Origin of the sequence: Cupriavidus sp. SS-3, from assembly GCF_035818815.1 — a bacterium.
Classification (GTDB): Bacteria; Pseudomonadota; Gammaproteobacteria; order Burkholderiales; family Burkholderiaceae; genus Cupriavidus; species Cupriavidus taiwanensis_C.
The window spans coordinates 220,641-238,666 of record NZ_JAYLVT010000005.1; the positions used below are offsets into that span (position 1 = coordinate 220,641).

General features: G+C 68.0%; 17 protein-coding genes. 8 read left to right on the top strand and 9 right to left on the bottom strand.

Annotation, left to right across the window (positions count from 1 at the left end; all coding sequences use genetic code 11):
* The first annotated feature begins 176 nt into the window (after positions 1-176).
* A complete protein-coding gene (locus U9J39_RS10620; RefSeq protein WP_115708037.1) occupies positions 177-2,036 on the top strand; it encodes a PhoX family protein in 1,860 nt (619 codons plus the stop codon).
* 130 nt (positions 2,037-2,166) lie between these two features.
* Here the strand turns inward: U9J39_RS10620 and U9J39_RS10625 are convergent, their stop codons facing one another.
* The 5 genes from U9J39_RS10625 to U9J39_RS10645 form a co-directional block, all read right to left on the bottom strand.
* On the bottom strand, positions 2,167-2,427 hold the full coding sequence (locus tag U9J39_RS10625; protein WP_012351650.1) for a YfhL family 4Fe-4S dicluster ferredoxin: 261 nt from the start codon (positions 2,425-2,427) through the stop codon (positions 2,167-2,169).
* A 67-nt stretch (positions 2,428-2,494) separates the two neighbouring features.
* Positions 2,495-2,980 (bottom strand): pantetheine-phosphate adenylyltransferase, encoded by a 486-nt coding sequence (coaD, locus tag U9J39_RS10630; protein WP_012351649.1) that lies wholly within the window; start codon positions 2,978-2,980, stop codon positions 2,495-2,497.
* Between the two features lie 245 nt (positions 2,981-3,225).
* Positions 3,226-3,873, bottom strand: coding sequence for a 16S rRNA (guanine(966)-N(2))-methyltransferase RsmD (gene rsmD / locus U9J39_RS10635; RefSeq protein ID WP_172581717.1), 648 nt, complete (start codon positions 3,871-3,873; stop codon positions 3,226-3,228).
* A gap of 73 nt (positions 3,874-3,946) precedes the next feature.
* Positions 3,947-5,329, bottom strand: coding sequence for a M16 family metallopeptidase (locus U9J39_RS10640; protein WP_115708033.1), 1,383 nt, complete (start codon positions 5,327-5,329; stop codon positions 3,947-3,949).
* Positions 5,330-5,339: 10 nt separating this feature from the next.
* The gene (locus U9J39_RS10645; protein ID WP_326347020.1) at positions 5,340-6,887 is read right to left on the bottom strand and encodes a M16 family metallopeptidase; all 1,548 of its coding nucleotides are present in this window, start codon (positions 6,885-6,887) and stop codon (positions 5,340-5,342) included.
* A 227-nt stretch (positions 6,888-7,114) separates the two neighbouring features.
* Between U9J39_RS10645 and ftsY the strand changes: the two genes are divergently transcribed.
* Positions 7,115-8,296 (top strand): signal recognition particle-docking protein FtsY, encoded by a 1,182-nt coding sequence (ftsY, locus tag U9J39_RS10650; RefSeq protein ID WP_326347021.1) that lies wholly within the window; start codon positions 7,115-7,117, stop codon positions 8,294-8,296.
* A gap of 69 nt (positions 8,297-8,365) precedes the next feature.
* Here ftsY and maiA read toward each other — a convergent pair whose 3' ends face one another.
* A complete protein-coding gene (gene maiA, locus U9J39_RS10655) occupies positions 8,366-9,013 on the bottom strand; it encodes a maleylacetoacetate isomerase (protein WP_116312105.1) in 648 nt (215 codons plus the stop codon).
* 3 nt (positions 9,014-9,016) lie between these two features.
* Positions 9,017-9,718: a fumarylacetoacetate hydrolase family protein gene (locus U9J39_RS10660; RefSeq protein WP_326347022.1), complete on the bottom strand. Its 702-nt coding sequence runs from the start codon at positions 9,716-9,718 to the stop codon at positions 9,017-9,019.
* Between the two features lie 207 nt (positions 9,719-9,925).
* On the opposite strand from U9J39_RS10660, the gene U9J39_RS10665 reads away from it, so the two are divergent.
* The 5 genes from U9J39_RS10665 (at position 9,926) to ybiB (ending at position 15,095) form a co-directional block, all read left to right on the top strand.
* Positions 9,926-10,570: an ANTAR domain-containing response regulator gene (locus U9J39_RS10665; protein ID WP_115708025.1), complete on the top strand. Its 645-nt coding sequence runs from the start codon at positions 9,926-9,928 to the stop codon at positions 10,568-10,570.
* A gap of 374 nt (positions 10,571-10,944) precedes the next feature.
* On the top strand, positions 10,945-12,273 hold the full coding sequence (locus U9J39_RS10670; protein WP_116312103.1) for a CmpA/NrtA family ABC transporter substrate-binding protein: 1,329 nt from the start codon (positions 10,945-10,947) through the stop codon (positions 12,271-12,273).
* Positions 12,274-12,304: 31 nt separating this feature from the next.
* Positions 12,305-13,195, top strand: a complete 891-nt coding sequence (ntrB, locus tag U9J39_RS10675) for a nitrate ABC transporter permease (RefSeq protein ID WP_116312102.1) — start codon at positions 12,305-12,307, stop codon at positions 13,193-13,195.
* 18 nt (positions 13,196-13,213) lie between these two features.
* A complete protein-coding gene (locus tag U9J39_RS10680) occupies positions 13,214-14,017 on the top strand; it encodes an ABC transporter ATP-binding protein (protein WP_116312101.1) in 804 nt (267 codons plus the stop codon).
* Positions 14,018-14,102: 85 nt separating this feature from the next.
* On the top strand, positions 14,103-15,095 hold the full coding sequence (gene ybiB, locus U9J39_RS10685) for a DNA-binding protein YbiB (RefSeq protein ID WP_116312100.1): 993 nt from the start codon (positions 14,103-14,105) through the stop codon (positions 15,093-15,095).
* 19 nt (positions 15,096-15,114) lie between these two features.
* On the opposite strand, the gene U9J39_RS10690 is transcribed toward ybiB, so the two are convergent.
* On the bottom strand, positions 15,115-15,990 hold the full coding sequence (locus U9J39_RS10690; protein ID WP_115708016.1) for a pirin family protein: 876 nt from the start codon (positions 15,988-15,990) through the stop codon (positions 15,115-15,117).
* 345 nt (positions 15,991-16,335) lie between these two features.
* Here U9J39_RS10690 and rpoH point away from each other — a divergent pair, with 345 nt between their 5' ends.
* A complete protein-coding gene (gene rpoH / locus U9J39_RS10695; protein ID WP_092307491.1) occupies positions 16,336-17,265 on the top strand; it encodes an RNA polymerase sigma factor RpoH in 930 nt (309 codons plus the stop codon).
* Positions 17,266-17,369: 104 nt separating this feature from the next.
* On the opposite strand, the gene U9J39_RS10700 is transcribed toward rpoH, so the two are convergent.
* Positions 17,370-17,990 (bottom strand): SCO family protein, encoded by a 621-nt coding sequence (locus U9J39_RS10700; protein WP_115708014.1) that lies wholly within the window; start codon positions 17,988-17,990, stop codon positions 17,370-17,372.
* Between the last annotated feature and the right edge of the window lie 36 nt (positions 17,991-18,026).

The window sequence follows — 18,026 nt, forward strand, 5'->3', positions numbered from 1 at the left end:
ACAGCAGCATGAAAACGGGCCGCATCCGCGGCCCGCCGTCGTTTGGCCGCACCGGTCTGCAGTTGCAGACATAGTGTCATCAAAGTGCCATGGGCACCACCTAAATTGCGGGGTTTCCAATCGCGTCGGTATCGCATGGTTGCCGATGCGCATGACATCCCACAGGAGGAAAGCCCATGTCGTACCTGACCGACGAAGCGCGCGCCGCAAGCCGCGCCGCCAAGCCCGACGTTGACGTGCCCGGCCAGATGCTCGAGGACATCGTCGCCGCCAACCCGGCCCGCCGCCGGGTGCTGCGCGGCGGCCTGGGCCTGTCGCTGGTGTCGGCATTCGGCAGCGGCCTGCTGGCCGCCTGCGGCGGCGATGACGATCCTGCGCCGGCTCCGGCGCCCGCACCGGCCCCTGCCCCGGCACCCGCTCCGGCCCCGGCGCCGGCCACGCCGAGCTACGAGGTCACCTTCGAGCCGATCGCCAAGTCCACCGCCGACACCGTGGTGGTGCCGAGCGGCTACAGCGTCGACGTTTTGTTCTCCGCCGGCGACCCGGTCGAAGCCGGTGCCACCGGCTATGCCGGCGCCTTCCAATCGTCGGCCGAGACCGAGCGCCAGGCTGGCGGCAACCACGACGGCATGCACTTCTTCACGCTGCCGGGAGTGGATCCGCAGAAGGGCGGCCTGCTGGCAATCAACCACGAACTGCCGGACTACAACATCCTGTTCCCGACCGCCTACGATGCCGCTACCGCAAGCCCGGAGCAGAAGCGCATCGCGCTGTCGGCGGTCGGCATTTCGGTGATCGAAGTGGAGCTGGCCGCCAGCGGCAAGTGGCAGGTCAAGCGCGACTCGATCTACAACAAGCGCTACACCGGCAACACGCTGTACCGCGTCGGCGGCCCGGCCGCACCGGTGATCGGCGCCACCGTGGTCGGCATGCTCAACAACTGCTCGAGCGGCCACACCCCGTGGGGCACCTATCTGACCTGCGAAGAAAGCACAGACAACTACATCGACCCGATCCAGGCCGACAACGGCTACGGCTGGGTGGTGGAGATCGACCCGTACGGCACGCTGGGCGCGCCGGCCAAGCGCACCGCGATGGGCCGCTTCGACCACGAGAACGTCGCCTACATCACCGATGCCAGCAACAACGTGGCCTTCTACATGGGCGACGACGGCACCCCGGGCTGCATCTACAAGTTCGTGCCGAGCAAGGCCTTCGACCCGAACAACCGCGCCGCCAACGCCAACCTGCTGGACACCGGCACGCTGTACGTGGCGAAGTTCAACGCCGACGGCAGCGGCCAGTGGATCGAACTGTCGCAGGGCAAGAACGGCCTCACCGTCGGTGCCTCGGACCCGGGCAACTGGACCCAGTCGGCGGTGTCGCCGGCACCGACCACGGTCGACTTCGCCACCCAGGCAGACGTGCTGATCAACACCAAGTCGGCCGCGCGCGTGGCCGGCGGCACGCTGATGGACCGCCCCGAGTGGATCACCGCCGCGCCGGACAACACGCTGTACTGCACGCTGACCAACAACAGCGGCCGCCAGCAGACCGACGCCGCCAACCCGCGCAAGAACAACCTGCACGGCCATATCGTCAAGTGGAATGAAGCCGGCAATTCGCCGCTGGCCACGACCTTCACCTGGAGCATCCTGCTGCAGGCCGGCGACCCGTCGCTGGCCACGGACAACCTGAAGGGCAACATCAACGGCGATACGTTCTCCAGCCCGGACGGCCTGCGCGTCGATCCCAAGGGCCGCCTGTGGGTGCAGACCGATTCGAGCACCAGCGCCACCTACACCGGCACCTTCGGCAACAACAGCATGTACTACATCTCGCCGACGGGCCAGTCGAAGCGCTTCCTGGCGGGCCCGACCGGTTGCGAGATCACCGGCATCGCCTACACGCCGGACCTGACCACCTGCTTCATCAACATCCAGCACCCGACCGGCAAGTGGCCGGATGCGGCCAAGCCGCCGCGCTCGTCCACCATCGTGGTGCGTCGTGCCGACGGCAAGCCGATCGGTGCCTGACCGCGCAGTGCCGTAGGCAGTAACCGTAGTAATTGGGGAAAGGTTAAGCCCCCGTCACCTTGCGGTGCCGGGGGCTTTTTTTGCGCGGCGCAAGCCGGGATGGCGAGGCCGGGCCAGGATTGATGCGGTATCAGGCCGCGTGCCGGGCCGCCGTCAGCAGACGGTACCGCTGCATCAGGACCTCATGGGTCTCCACGCGGTTCGGATCCTTGGGAATGCACGCGACCGGGCAGACCTGCTGGCATTGCGGCTCGTCGAAGTGGCCGACGCACTCGGTGCACTTGTTGGGGTCGATTTCATAGATCTCGGGCCCCATCGAAATGGCTTCGTTCGGGCACTCGGGTTCACAAACGTCGCAGTTGATGCAGTCGTCGGTGATCATCAGCGCCATGGTGTTTCCTTCCTGCGGACACGCCCGCGCCCGACTGGCCGCGGTCTGACGTGTCTGAAGCCGTATTTTATTCCGGTTTGGCGATTTTCTCTTGCAGCCAGCGTTCCACCGACGGGAACACGAACTTGCTGACATCGCCGCCCAGCACCGCGATCTCGCGCACGAAGGTGCCGGAGATGAACTGGTACTGGTCCGACGGGGTCAGGAACATGGTCTCCACGTCGGGCAGCAGGTAGCGGTTCATGCCCGCCATCTGGAACTCGTACTCGAAGTCGGACACCGCGCGCAGGCCGCGCACGATCACGCGCGCATTGTTCTTGCGCACGAAATCCTTGAGCAGTCCGGAAAAGCCCTCGACCCGCACGTTCGGATAATGCCCGAGCACTTCGCGGGCAATGCTGATGCGCTCTTCGAGCGAAAAGAACGGGCGCTTGTTGGGGCTGTGCGCCACGCCGACCACCAGTTCGTCGAAGATATTCGACGCACGGCGGACCAGATCCTCGTGTCCCCGGGTCATTGGATCGAAGGTGCCGGGATAGACCGCGCTGACCATACTTCCTCCTTGATCTGCCCGCTGCCGGCCGTGGAAGGGCCGCCTCTTGCGCCGGCCGGGCCGGCGTGGGTGCTGCGTCGCGAGCGTTGTGACAGCGGCGTAGTGTAACCCTAAATGCCCCGCTTGGAAGTCGCCGCAGGCACCGTTTTGCGGCAGTGCACCCAAGAATCGGTTTCGCAATCGGGAAGGGGCCCTTCCCCTTTCCGAAACCGCGGCGCCAGGCAGCGGCCCGCGGGCCTGGCGCATCAGGCGGCGCCGTGGCCCGGCACGCGGTGCTGCAGCAGGTGGAAATGCACCGCTCCGGCGCGCGCGTGCCGCACGATCTCGAGCGATGCCGGCACCGGTGCATCGGCGCCGGTCAGCGGGTGGTCGGTCTCGACATAGACCGCCCCGCCCGGCCGCGACAGCCGCGCCGCGTGCGCCAGCGACGGGCCGATCCAGTCCTCGGCGAAGGGCGGGTCCAGGAACACCACGTCGAAGCTGGCATCCGGCAGCTGCGCGGCAATGGCGAAGGCGTCGCCTTGCAGCACGCGCACCTGCCCGGCATCCAGCCGCGTCACGTTGTCTCGCAATTGCCTGGCCACGCGCGCATTGGACTCGACCAGCGTCACCACGGCCGCGCCACGCGAGGCGGCCTCGAAACCGAGCGCGCCGGAGCCGGCGAACAGATCCAGGCATTCCATGCCGGACAGGTCCTGGCCCAGCCAGTTGAAGAGCGTTTCGCGCACGCGGTCGGGCGTGGGCCGCAGGCCCTGGGCGTCAGGCACGGGCAGCAGCGTACGCTTCCAGCGTCCGCCGATGATGCGGACCTGTGCGGGTGCCTGGCGCGGCACGGGAGAGACGGGAGATCGCCCGCGAGGCGCGGGCGAGGGCAATCGGGAACGCGAATTCATGCCGTGATTGTAGAGCCTGCGGCAGGCTCCGCCGCAGGCGATGCCGCCGTCACCGCCGACATCATCGCTGACATCACTGCCGCGAAGCCGTGGGCGCGCTGCCCACCGGGCCGCCGACGATCACCGTCGCCATGTTGTCCGGGTGCACGTGGCGCTGGAACGCCGCCCTGACCTGTTCGCGCGTGACCTTGCCGATCTGCGCGGTCCAGGTATCGAGGTAATCGAGCGGCAGCCCGTACCAGCCGATATTGGCGACGTTGGTCAGCAGCTTGCGGTTGTTGTCGATGCGCAGCGGAAAGCCGTTGATCAGGTTGTCCTTGGCCGCGCGCAGCTCCTTTTCGCTCGGGCCTTCGGCGACAAAGCGCGTCAGCACCTGGCGCACCAGCGCCAGCGCCTCGTCGGTCTGGGCCTTCTTGGTCTGCAGGCTGATGCCGAACGGCCCCGGCTGCTTGGACGGTGCGAAGTAGCTGTCCACGCCGTAGGTCAGGCCGCGCTTCTCGCGCACTTCGTCGGTCAGGCGCGAGCTGAAGCCACCGCCGCCCAGCACGTAGTTGCCCACCAGCAGCGCGAAATAGTCGGGGTCGCCGCGCGCGATCGCCGGCTGGCCCAGCGCCACGCTGGACTGCTGCGCCGGGTGCGGCAGGCGCTGCTCGCTGGGCGCGATCTTCAGTTTCACCTGCGGCAGCGCCGGTGCGGCGCGGCCGGGCGGCAGCCCGCGCGTCAACTGCTCGGCGATGGCCTCGGCCTGCTTGCGGTCGACCGCGCCGATCAGTGTCACCACCGCGCGCTGCGCGCCGTAGTTGTCGCGCCAGAAACCGACGATGTCGTCGCGCGTGATCGACGCCACGCTCTCGGGGGTCGCGGCGACGCCGTAGGGATGGTCGGGATACATGGCCCGGGCCAGCGCCTTGTCGGCGATCACGCCCGGCTTGGTGTCGGCTTCGCGGATGGCGGTGATCAGGCGCTGCTTCTCGCGACCGACCACGGCATCCGGGTAGGTCGGCGCCTTGATCAGCTGCGCGGCCAGCGCGACCGACTGGTCCAGTTCCGGCTGCGCGGTCAGGGTGCGCAGCCCGATGCCGCCGCGGTCGCCGCCGGCCGCGCCGCCGAAGGCGGCCCCGGTATCGGCAAAGGCATCGGCGATCCTGGCCTCGTCGCGCGCCGGCTGGCCGTCCTGCGCGGCCGCGCCCTTGTCCAGCAGGGCCGCGGTCAGCGTGGCCAGCCCGGCCTTGCCCTGCGGGTCATAGCGGCTGCCGGCGTCGAAGTCGATATTGATATCGAGCATCGGGATTGACGGGCTGTGCACGAGGAATACCCGGGCGCCGGTGGATGCGGTCCAGTGTTCGATCGGGATCGCTGCCTGCGCCAGTTGCGCGGCCAGCAGCACCACGGCGCCCAATGCGGCGCCGGCCAGTTTGCGCAGCGGACGCGGCGCGGAAGTGACGGACTGGGTCATCGCCTTGTTCTCAGTGGCGCAGGCCCGAAGGGGCCTGCGACTTGGGCTTGTTCGGATCGATCGGCTGCGGCACCAGGGTGGCCACGGTCAGGTTGTCGTCGTTGAAGTACTTGGCGGCGACGGCTTGCACCTGCGCCGGCGTGACGGCCTTGATCTTGTCGAGCATGCGATCGATCTGGCGCCAGGAGATCTCCGAGATCTCGGACACGCCGATCTCCATGCCCTGCCCGAATACCGAATCGCGCTTGTAGATCTGGCCGGCCACCACCTGCGCCTTGACGCGCTTGAGCTCCTCCGGCGACACGCCCTCGCGGGCGATGCGCTGGATCTCCGCGCGCAACGCGCGCTCGATCTCGTCGGTGTTGTGGCCCGCCGCCGGCGTGCCGTCGAGCACGAACAGCGACTCGCCGCGGTTGATGCTGTCGTAGCCGACATTGACGTCGTCGGCCAGGCGCTGCTCGCGCACCAGTTCGCGGGTCAGGCGCGCGTTGTCGTAGCCGTTGAGCACGGCCGCCAGCACCTCGAGCGCATAGGGGTCGACGTCTTTCTCGACGTCGCGCAGGCGCGGCACCTTGTAGGCCATCACCATGTACTGGTTCTCGGCGGGTGCCTTGACCCAGATGCGCTTGATGCCCTTCTGCGCCGGCTCTTCCTGGTCCTTGCGCACCGGCAGCGCGCGTGGCTTGAGCTTGCCGTAGTAGCGCTCGGCCAGCGCCCTCACTTCCTCGGCCTTGACGTCGCCCGTGACGATCACCGTGGCGTTGTTGGGCACATACCAGTGGCGATACCAGTCCTTGACGTCGTCCACGCGCATGTTGACCAGGTCGTCCATCCAGCCGATCACCGGGTGCCGGTAGGCGGCCGCGGTGTAGACCGTCGCCAGCAGCTGCTCATAGACCGTACCGCGCGCGGAGTCGTCGGTACGCAGGCGGCGTTCTTCCATCACCACCTTCATCTCGCGCTCGAACTCGTCCTTGGTGATGACGAGGTTGGCCATGCGGTCGGCTTCCAGCTCCATCATCTTCGGCAGGTACTGCTTGCCGATCTGCTGGTAGTACATGGTGAAGTCGCGGTTGGTCATGGCGTTCTCGCGCCCGCCCAGGGCCGCCACCTGCTTCGAGAACTCGCCCACGCCGACCTTGGGCGTGCCCTTGAACATCATGTGTTCCAGCATGTGGGCCACGCCAGTGGTGCCACTGACCTCGTCGATGCCGCCCACGCGGTACCAGACCTGGTGTGCCACGGTCGGGGCGCGGTGGTCTTCCTTGACGATCAGCCGCAGCCCGTTGGACAGGCGGTACTCGGTCGTGCCGTGGGCGGTGGCGCCGGCGGGCGCGGTCTGCGCCGCCGGCATCGGCGAGGCCACCACGCCCTGCGCCGCCGCGGGCAGCGACCACGGCAGCAGCGCCAGCAGCAGCGTGGGAATGACACGCCGCGCCAGTCGCGCGGCGGGCGTGGATGGCGCCTGCAAGGGCGGTGCGTGGCGTTGGCTGCGCGTTTGGGCGGTGGCGTTGCTGCCCGGTACGCCCGTTGCGGTCATGACAGCGCAATGGTTCATGCGACCCCGTCTGCTAAAATTTTGCCGATCGATTCGCGTGCGCGACGCTGCGCGCGAATCTGCCATGTAGTGAACTCATGTAGCGAACTATACGCAATCGCCGGCGGGGACCACAACGGTTTCTCCCCTGCCATCGCGAAGCCTGCGTAACCCATTGATTAATCACCGGTTGCCTGCGGCAGTGGCTGCCGCCAGGGTTTCGGCCCCGGTATTGACCCCGTTCCCCAATGTTTAGTTTCTGGAAGAAGCGCAAGGCCGAGCCGGCGCCCGTCGAGGCGCCAGTGGAGGCCGCCGTCGAGGCGCCCGCGCCAGCCCCGGCCCCCGCGCCGGAGGTCCCCGCACCCGCCCCGGCACCGTCCCCGACACCAACGCCAACGCCCACGCCAGCCCCCGCGACCGTGCCGGTTCCCGTGCCCGTCCCGGTGCCGGCACAAGTGCCTCCGCCCGCGCCGGCGCCGGTGGCTGCCGAGGCGCTGGAACTGGTGCCGCCGCCCGCCCCCAGCGCAGAAGCCAGGCAGGGCTGGATGCAGCGCCTGCGCACCGGCCTGTCCAAGACCAGCCGCAACCTCGGCACGCTGTTCGTCGGCGTCAAGGTCGACGAGGACCTGTTCGAGGAACTGGAAACCGCGCTGCTGATGGCCGACGCCGGCGTCGAGGCCACCGAATACCTGCTGGGCGAACTGCGCAAGCGCGTCAGGTCCGAACGCATCGAAACCGCCGAGGGCGTCAAGGCGGCGCTGCGCGAGCTGCTGACGCAGCTGCTGCGCCCGCTCGAAAAGACCATGGCGCTGGGCCGCGAGCAGCCGCTGGTGATGATGATCGCGGGCGTCAACGGCGCCGGCAAGACCACCAGCATCGGCAAGCTGTGCAAGCACTTCCAGCGCTATGACCAGAAGGTGCTGCTGGCCGCCGGCGACACCTTCCGCGCCGCCGCGCGCGAGCAGCTGGCGATCTGGGGCGAACGCAACAACGTCACCGTGGTGGCGCAGGAAAGCGGCGATCCCGCGGCGGTGATCTTCGACGCCGTGAACGCCGCCAAGGCGCGCGGCATCGATATCGTCATGGCCGACACCGCCGGGCGCCTGCCTACGCAGCTGCACCTGATGGAAGAGCTGAAGAAGGTCAAGCGCGTGATCAGCAAGGCCATGCCCAGCGCCCCGCACGAGGTGCTGCTGGTGATCGACGCCAATACCGGACAGAACGCCCTGCAGCAAACCCGCGCCTTCGACGACGCGCTCGGGCTCACCGGCCTGATCGTGACCAAGCTCGACGGCACCGCCAAGGGCGGCATCCTGGCGGCGATCGCGCGCCAGCGCCCGGTGCCGGTCTATTTCATCGGCGTGGGCGAGAAGGTGGAAGACCTGCAGCCGTTCAAGGCGGAGGAGTTCGCCGAGGCGCTGCTGGGTTAAATCTCGACGTCCTCCAAGACAAAACACCCCGGCAGTGCCGGGGTGTTTGCGCTTTGCCGGGGTGCAATACTATTCCGCGTCGGGCTGCGACTTCGGCTCCGCCTTCTGGAACGCCGGCAGCGCCATGCACGCTTCATAGATCTTCGCGATCGCCGGATAGCGCGCCACGTCGATATTGAAGCGTTGAGCGTTGAACACCTGCGGCACCAGGCACAGGTCGGCCAGCGTGGGCGTGTCGCCGAAGCAGAAGCGCCCGGCCTTGCCGCTGCGCTCGAGGTTGGCTTGCAGCGAGGCGAAGCCCAGCTCGATCCAGTGGCGGTACCAGGCGTCCTTGACCTCGTCGGCCACGCCCACCGTGTGCTTCAGGTACTTCAGCACGCGCAGGTTGTTCAGCGGATGGATCTCGCAGGCGATCTCCTGCGCCAGGCCACGCACATAGGCGCGGTCCAGCGCCGTGCCGGGCAGCAGCTTCGGCTCGGGATGGACCTCGTCGAGGTACTCGACGATGGCCAGCGATTGCTGCAGCACGTGCTCGCCGTCGGCCAGCGCCGGTACCAGCCCGTCGGGGTTCACCGCGCGGAACTCCGGCTTGAGCTGCTGGCCGCCTTCCTTGAGCAGGTGCACCGGCACGTAGTCATAGGACAGGCCCTTGAGTTCCAGCGCGATACGCACGCGGAACGAGGCCGAACTGCGGAAATAGCTGTAAAGCTTGAGCATCGGTCAGACTACCTTGATGGTGAGATCGCCCACGCCGCCGACGTGGCACTGCATGACATCGCCCTTGACCACCGGGCCCACGCCCTCGGGCGTGCCGCTGAAGATCAGGTCGCCGGGCTGCAGCTCGAACAGCTTCGACAGGTACGACACCATCTCCGGCACCGACCAGATCAGGTCCGACAGGTCGCCGCGCTGCTTTTCGACGCCGTTGACCGACAGCGTGACCTCGCCCTTTTGCGGATGGCCGATGGCCGCGACCGGCACTATCGGGCCGATCGGCGCAGAACGGTCGAAGGCCTTGCCGGTCTCCCAGGGGCGGCCGGTCTTCTTCGATTCGTTCTGCAGGTCGCGGCGCGTCATGTCCAGGCCCACGGCATAGCCGAACACATGGCCGGCGGCCTGCTCGACCGGGATGTCGCGGCCGCCCTTGCCGATCGCCACCACCAGCTCAACTTCATAGTGGCAGTTGCTGGTGCCCGGCGGATAAGGGAAGGCGCCCTCGGTGCCGTCGGCGACATAGCTGACGGCATCGGACGGCTTGCAGAAGAAGAACGGCGGCTCGCGGTCCGGGTCCGAACCCATTTCCCGGGCATGGGCGGCATAGTTGCGGCCGACGCAGTACACGCGCCGGACCGGAAAGCTGGCGTGGCTGCCGCGCACAGGCACGCCAACGGGCGCGGGCGGGGCGAACACGAATTCGGTCATTCATCTCTCCAGATAGGTCAGATCGGTGCTGCGACGGGGCCCGGTGCCGGGCGCAGCAGGCCAACAGGATACACCGCGCGCTGTGCCCTGCGTACGGCCGCATACAATGGATCCAGGCACGCTTGCAAACGCCGCCGCACCGGACTGGCGCACCATCCGAGGCCCCCCGGCGCGAATCTTGCATGGCGCACTGCAACAGAGCCAGCCATGACAAGACGCCATCCGCCCCCCTCGCCCACGCCAGCGAACCCGGCCACCCCCGCCGCCGGCCGGGTGCTGCGTATCCTGCTCGTGCGCGACCCGCTCGACGCCGATCCCCTGAACGTCGAGACCATCCGCAGCGGGCTGGTGAACGCTGGCTTCACCGAGATCCAGGTAGTCGACGCGGACCTGCGGCTGCCCGACGTGATCAACGCCAGCCAGCCTGACATGCTGATCATCGCGTCCGAGTCCGCGGCGCGCGACACCATCGAGCACGTGTGCGTCTCGACCCAGCATGCCCCGCGCCCGATCGTGCTGTTCACCGACAATGACGACAGCCAGCGCATCAAGGCCGCACTCAGCGCGGGCATTACCGCCTATATCGTCGACGGCCTGCGCGCGGAGCGCGTCAAGACCGTGCTCGACGTCGCCTATGCACGCTTCGAGCTGGACCAGCAGCTGCGCGCCGAACTCGACGCCACGCGGCTGAAGCTGGCCGAGCGCAAGGTGGTGGAGCGCGCCAAGGGCCTGCTGATGCAGGCGCGCGGGCTGAGCGAGGAAGACGCCTACAAGCGCCTGCGCAGCATGGCGATGGAACGCGGGCTGAAGCTTGTGGATGCCGCGCAGCGCGTGATCGACGTCATGGGCTGAGCCCTGCCATCGCCGTCGCGGTGCAACGCCGCACGCGGCTGGTGCGCTGCACCCTCCTGGCGCCGCCCTCCTTCCCGCCTCGCCGGTCCATCTCCGCCAGAGTGCGGCGGCTGTGTCCGGACCGCGTCACGTACGCACCGACCTCGCCCATTTCGCCCCGCTCCGGCACTACGTTCCCCGAAATGCTGCACCGCATGATGCTGGCACACGGCTTGCGTCATGCTGGTATCGGCCAACGGCGGCCGATCGACAATTCAGGCGGACATGGCCAACGCGGGCCGCGTCACGCCACGGACAACGGCGTCCCCGCAACGCACCGGTCTTCTGGCGAAGCCGGCGGCGGCAGGGGACGCTTTTTTTCTTGGAGCCAAGCAATGCCCACTCGCCTTAGCCATGCCAGGCCGCTGCACGCAGCCGTCCAGAACGCCGACGCCGCTGTCGACGCGGTACCGGCCAGCAGCGGCCGGCGCCGTGCGCTGGCCACCATCGCCGGCGCCAGCGTGATGACGCTGGTCGATCCGCTGGTGCGCGCCGGCGCCTGGGCGGCGGGCTCCGACGCGCCGGAGAAGACCGAGGTGCGCATCGGCTTTATTCCGCTGACGGACTGCGCCTCGGTGGTCATGGCAGCCACGCTCGGGCTCGACAAGAAATACGGCATCAAGATCACGCCGACCAAGGAAGCCTCCTGGGCGGGCGTGCGCGACAAGCTGGTCAATGGCGAGCTGGACGCCGCCCACGTGCTCTACGGCCTGGTCTATGGCGTGCAGCTCGGGATCGGCGGGCCGAAAAAGGACATGGCCGTGCTGATGAGCCTGAACCACAACGGCCAGGCCATCACGCTGTCGTCCAAGCTGGCCGAGAAGGGTGTGCGGGACGGCGCCAGCCTGAAAGCGCTGATGGCAAAGGAAAAGCGCGACTACACCTTCGCCCAGACCTTCCCGACCGGCACGCACGCGATGTGGCTGTACTACTGGCTGGCGGCCAACGGCATCAACCCGATGCAGGACGCCAAGGCCATCACGGTGCCGCCGCCGCAGATGGTGGCCAACATGCGCGTGGGCAATATGGATGGTTTCTGCGTGGGCGAGCCGTGGGGCGCGCGCGCGATCGCCGACAAGATCGGCTTTACCGCCGAGACCACGCAGGCGATCTGGAAGAACCACCCGGAAAAGACCCTGGGCACCACCGCGGAGTTCGTGCAGAAGCATCCGAACACGGCGCGCGCGATGGTGGCGGCGGTACTCGAGGCCTCCAAGTTCATCGATGCGTCGGCGTCCAACCGCCGCAAGACCGCCGAAACCATCGCCGCCAAGTCCTACGTCAACACCGACATGGACATCATCCTCGACCGCATGCTGGGCCGCTACACCAACGGGCTGGGCAAGACCTGGGACGACCCCGACGCGATGAAGTTCTACCAGGACGGCAATGCGAACTTCCCGTTCCTGTCCGACGGCATGTGGTTCCTGACGCAGCACAAGCGCTGGGGCCTGCTCAAGGCCCACCCGGATTACCTCGCCGTGGCCAGGCAGGTCAACCGCATCGACATCTACAAGCAGGCCGCCACCGCCGCGCAGGTGCCGCTGCCCAAGAGCGACATGCGCAGCTCGAAGCTGATCGACGGCGTGGTCTGGGACGGCAAGGACCCGAAAGCCTACGCCGACGGTTTCAAGATCAAGGCCGCCGGCACGCCCGCCGCCTGATCCGCTGTGCCCCTGACCAAAGGAGCCCGACATGAATGCCATTGCCTCCACCACGCCCGATGCCGCAGCCGACCCCGACACCAAGGAACGGACACGCCGGCGCGAACAGGAAATCTCCGCGCAGGCCCGGCGCGCGGCACGCCGCGAGACCGCTGCCGCGCTGGTGCTCAAGGCGGTGCCGCCGCTGCTGGGCTTCGCCCTGTTCGTACTGGCCTGGCACGGCATCGCCAGCATGATCCCGGCCATCCCCACGCCGGGCGCGACATGGAACGCCGCGGTGCCGCTCTTTGCCGACCCGTTCTACCGCAACGGTCCCAATGACCAGGGCATCGGCTGGAACGTGCTGGCGTCGCTGGCGCGCGTGGCAGCAGGCTTCGGCCTGGCCGCGCTGGTCGGCATCCCGGCCGGCTTCCTGATCGGGCGCTTCGCCTTCCTGAACGCCATGACCGCGCCGGTGATCAGCCTGCTGCGGCCGGTTTCGCCGCTGGCATGGCTGCCGATCGGGCTGCTGCTGTTCAAGGCGGCCAATCCGGCCGCGATCTGGGCGATCTTCATCTGCTCGATCTGGCCGATGGTGATCAACACCGCGGTGGGTGTCACGCGCGTGCCGCAGGACTACCTGAACGTGGCGCGCGTGCTCGACCTGTCGGAATGGAAGGTGTTCACGCGGGTGCTGTTCCCCGCGGTGCTGCCCTACATGCTGACCGGCGTGCGGCTGTCGATCGGCACCGCGTGGCTGGTGATCGTCGCGGCCGAGATGCTCACCGGCGGCACCGGCATCGGCTTCTGGCTGTGGGACGAATGGAACAACCTGAAGGTCGAGCACATCGTGATCGCGATCTTCGTGATCGGCATCATCGGGCTGCTGCTGGAGCACGCGCTGCTGGCGCTGGCCCGGCGCTTCAGCTACGGCACCAACTGATACGCGGGGAGAATCGCCATGGACAAGTTCGTCAGCATCGAAAACGTCGGCCAGACCTTCAAGACCCGCAAGGGACCGTTCGTCGCCCTGCGCGATATCAACCTGCATATCGCCGAGGGCGAGTTCATCACGCTGATCGGCCATTCCGGCTGCGGCAAGTCCACGCTGCTGAACCTGGTCGCGGGACTGGCCACGCCCACCGCGGGCGCGCTGATCTGCGCCGGGCGCGAGATCGCCGGGCCGGGGCCGGAGCGCGCGGTGGTGTTCCAGAACCATTCGCTGCTGCCGTGGCTGACGTGCTTCGAGAACGTCTACCTGGGCGTGGAGCGCGTCTTCGCCACCAGCGAGAGCAAGCCGCAGCTCAAGGCGCGTACGCACGACACGCTGGCGCTGGTGGGCCTGACGCACGCCGAGAACAAGTATCCGCACGAGATCTCCGGCGGCATGAAGCAGCGCGTGGGCATTGCCCGCGCGCTGGCGATGGCGCCCAAGGTGCTGCTGATGGACGAGCCCTTCGGCGCGCTAGATGCGCTCACGCGTGCGCACCTGCAGGACGAGCTGATCAAGATCGTGGCAGGCACCCGCAGCACGGTGGTGATGGTGACGCACGATGTCGACGAGGCCGTGCTGCTGGCGGACCGCATCGTGATGATGACCAACGGCCCGGCGGCCACCATCGGCGAAATCCTCAAGGTGGACCTGCCGCGCCCGCGCGACCGCGTGGCGCTGGCGGACGATCCGGCCTACCACCGCTGCCGCACCGCGGTGCTGGACTTCCTCTACCGCAAGCAGCGCAATCCGGCGCTGCTGCAAGCGGCGTAGCGGCGCGGTGGCGTGCCCGGCGGCCATGGGCGAGGCCGCCGCGCTCCGCTATCATGAACCCAGAACACACTACCCCCACGCCACCATGACCACGACCGCCGCCCCATTTCCCGCCGCCCGCTTTATCAAGGAGATCGGCCGCGGCGTCAACGGCGCGCGCGCGCTGCCGCGCGAGGACGCGCAGGCCCTGTTCGACGCCATGCTGGCGGGCCGCGTGTCCGACCTGGAGCTGGGCGCCATCCTGATGGCTTATCGCATCAAGGGCGAGGCCCCGCACGAGCTGGCCGGCATGCTGGAGGCCGCGCATGCGCACTGCGAGCCGCTGCCGGCGCCGCCGGACCGGCAGGTGGTGGTGATCCCCAGCTACAACGGCGCGCGCAAGCAGCCCAACCTGGTGCCGCTGCTGGCGCTGTTGCTGGCCCGCGAAGGCGTCCCCGTGCTGGTGCACGGCACGCGCGAGTTCGAGGGGCGCGTGACCAGCATGGCGCTGTTCGAGGCCCTGGGCGTGCCCCTGTGCGCGAGCACCGCCGAAGCCGCGGCCAGGCTGCGCGATGGGGACGGCAATGGCCCGCTGGCGGTGCTGCCGGTGGATGTGCTGTCGCCCGGGCTGTCGCGGCTGCTGGAGCGGCGCACCGTGATCGGCCTGCGCAATTCGTCGCATACGGTGGCCAAGATGCTGCAGCCGGTGGGCGAGCACTCGCCCGCCGAAGGCCTGCGGCTGTACAGCTACACGCACCCTGAATACCGCGAGACGCTGACCGACTACTTCTCCCACGAACCCGCCAACGTGCTGCTGGCGCGCGGCACCGAGGGCGAGGTGGTGGCCGATGCCCGGCGCACCGGCCGCATCGACTGGCTGCATGAAGGCCACCAGCACACACTGGTGGGCCAGGCCGGCGGCTCGATCGGCGATGTGCCGGAGCTTCCGCCGGGCAGCGATGCCGGCCTGACCGTGGCCTGGATCCGGCGCGTGCTGGACGGCGCGGTGCCGGTGCCGGCGCCGATAACCATCCAGATCGAGGCTATCCGCGAATGCCTGCGCCAGGGCACCCGCGTGACCTGGGCCAGTCCGGTCTGAGCCAGCCCCGGCACCACCGTCAGGGCTTGCGCGGGGGCAGCGGAATGCGCTCGGTCTCGCCGGGCACGCGCGGGAACTGGTCGTCCTCCCAGCGCTGGGCCGCGGCCTCGATCGCCACCTTGCTGCTGGCAACGAAGTTCCAGTAGATAAAGCGGTGCCCGTCGGTCGGGTCCCCGCCGAGCAGCATCACGCGCGACGGCGCCGTGGCCGTCAGCGTGGCCGGCTGGCCCGGCGTGAGCACCACCATGTGCTCGGCCGGCAGCGGCTCGCCGTCGAGCGCGACCGCGCCGTCGACCGGATAGATGCCGCGCTCGGCGTGGTCGGCGGGAATCTCCACGCTGGCGCCCGCGTCCAGCTCGATTGCCACGTACAGCGTGCGGCTGAAGACCTGGACCGGCGAGGTCTGGCCGAACGCATCGCCGGCAATCACCACCATGCGCAGGCCGGGCCGCTCGATGCGCGGCAGCGTCGCGGCGGGATGGTGGAAAAACGACGGTTCGGCGCCCTCGTGCTGCCGCGGCAGCGCCACCCAGGTCTGGATGCCGTGCAGGCGTGCGCCCTCTGGCCGCACGTGCTCGGGCGATCGCTCCGAATGCACGATGCCGTGGCCGGCGGTCATCCAGTTGACGTCGCCAGGGCGGATCGCCTGGTCGCTGCCAAGGCTGTCGCGATGGATGATCTCGCCCTCGAACAGGTAGGTGACCGTGGCCAGGCCGATATGGGGATGCGGACGCACATCGGCGCCCTGGCCCGGTGGCAGCTGCACCGGTCCCATATGGTCGAAGAAGATAAACGGCCCGACGGTCTGGGTTGCCGCGGCGGGCAGCAGCCGGCGCACGGTGAAATCGCCCAGGTCGCGCACATGCGGCTTGAGCAAGTGTTCGATAACAGACATAACTCCTCCGATCCGATAAGAGAGGCTCGCAAGCATGCCAGTGCGCTGCCCGCCGGTCGAGTGTAGTCGCTGGTGGAACAGAGCATTGCGACGGCCGGCAGAACCCCGTTGCCACCCCGGGCTCTAACTACCAGTGCGCGGCGGCAGCGGTATCGTTGCCGTCTCATTTCGATCCACCTGACTATCCGAACAGACAGATCGATACTTGGGAACTATCGGAGCCACCGGCACTCCAATTAGCACTCACCCGGCCAGAGTGCTAAGATGCGTTGCAGTGCCGCCGATTCCCCCAAGGGGCCGCGGCGCACCGGCAACCAAACCGCCGGACGCGAAAGGAGCCATTGAGTGAACGCAGTCTTGTCTGCCGACCAAACCCTGACGAACAACCGTCTGCCGACGGTGCCCCGGAACACGGGCAGCTTTGCGCTGACCTTTCCGGCGACCGTGGGCAACCTCGACAGCTACATCCAGGCTGTCCACCGCATTCCGCTGCTGACCGCGGAGGAAGAGCAACGCCTGGCGCGCGAGCTGCGCGACCACGATTCCGTCGATGCGGCCCGCCGCCTGGTGATGTCGCACCTGCGGCTGGTGGTGTCGATCGCCCGCCAGTACCTCGGTTACGGCCTGCCCCATGCCGACCTGATCCAGGAAGGCAATATCGGCCTGATGAAGGCGGTGAAGCGTTTCGATCCGGACCAGGGTGTGCGCCTGGTGTCGTACGCGATGCACTGGATCAAGGCCGAAATCCATGAATACGTGCTGAAGAACTGGCGCATGGTCAAGGTGGCCACCACCAAGGCCCAGCGCAAGCTGTTCTTCAACCTGCGCAGCCACAAGCAGGGCGGGCACACCTTCACGCCGGAACAGGTCGAGGCCGTGGCGCGCGAGCTGAACGTCAAGCCCGAAGAAGTGATGGAGATGGAAACCCGCCTGTCGGGCGGCGATCTGGCGCTTGAAGGCCAGGTCGACGACGGCGAAGAGGAATTCGCCCCCATCGCCTACCTGGCTGACAATCACAATGAGCCGACGCGCGTGATGGAAGCCAAGCGCCACGACCGCATGCAGGTCGAGGGGCTCGAAGAAGCGCTGGGCAAGCTCGACGAGCGTAGCCGCCGCATCATCGAGGCGCGCTGGCTCAACGTCGAGGACGACGGCTCCGGCGGCGCCACGCTGCATGAGCTGGCCGACGAGTTCGGCGTATCGGCCGAGCGCATCCGCCAGATCGAGGCGGCGGCGATGAAGAAGATGAAGGGCGCGCTGCAGGCATTCGCCTGATCCCCAGCCGCAACCATGCAAAAGGCCGGTCCCTGGACCGGCCTTTTTTGTTGCCCGCGAAGCGTTGGTGCGACGTTATGCCGCACCCGTGCGCCCCGCTTGCGTCAGGACATCAGCTGCTTCAGGTCGTGCGCGATGGGCTCCGGACCCTGGCCATGGCGGATGAACAGCCGCAGCTTGCCCTGCGGGTCGAACACATAGCTGCCGGCCGAGTGATCCACGGTGTAGTTGTTGGGTGAACTGCCCGGCACCTTGGCATAGAACACCTTGAAGTCCTTGGCCAGCTTCTGCAGCGCGGCCTCGTCGGCCGGGCGCAGCCCGACGAAGCGGGGATCGAAGGCGGGCACGTACTGCGCCAGCAGCGCCTGCGTATCGCGCTCCGGATCCACCGTGACGAACAGCACCTGCACGCGGTCCGCGTCCGGCCCCAGCTGCTCCATCACCGCCTTCAGTTCGGCCATGGTGGTGGGGCAGACATCCGGGCAGTGGGTGTAGCCGAAGAACATCACCACGGCCTTGCCCTTGTAGTCCGCCAGGGTGCGCACCTTGCCGGTATGGTCGGTCAGCGAAAAGTCCTTGCCGAAGTCTGCGGCGCCGGTGATATCGACATTGCGAAACGAGGCCTTCTGCTGTCCGCAGGCGGCTACGGCCAGGGCCAGCGCGGCCAGCAGGGAAAAGCGGCGGAAGGCGGCGAACAGGCCGGAAACGGGGCTGAGGCGTGGCATGCGGGGGACCGGTCAGGAATGAGAAGGAGACAGCAT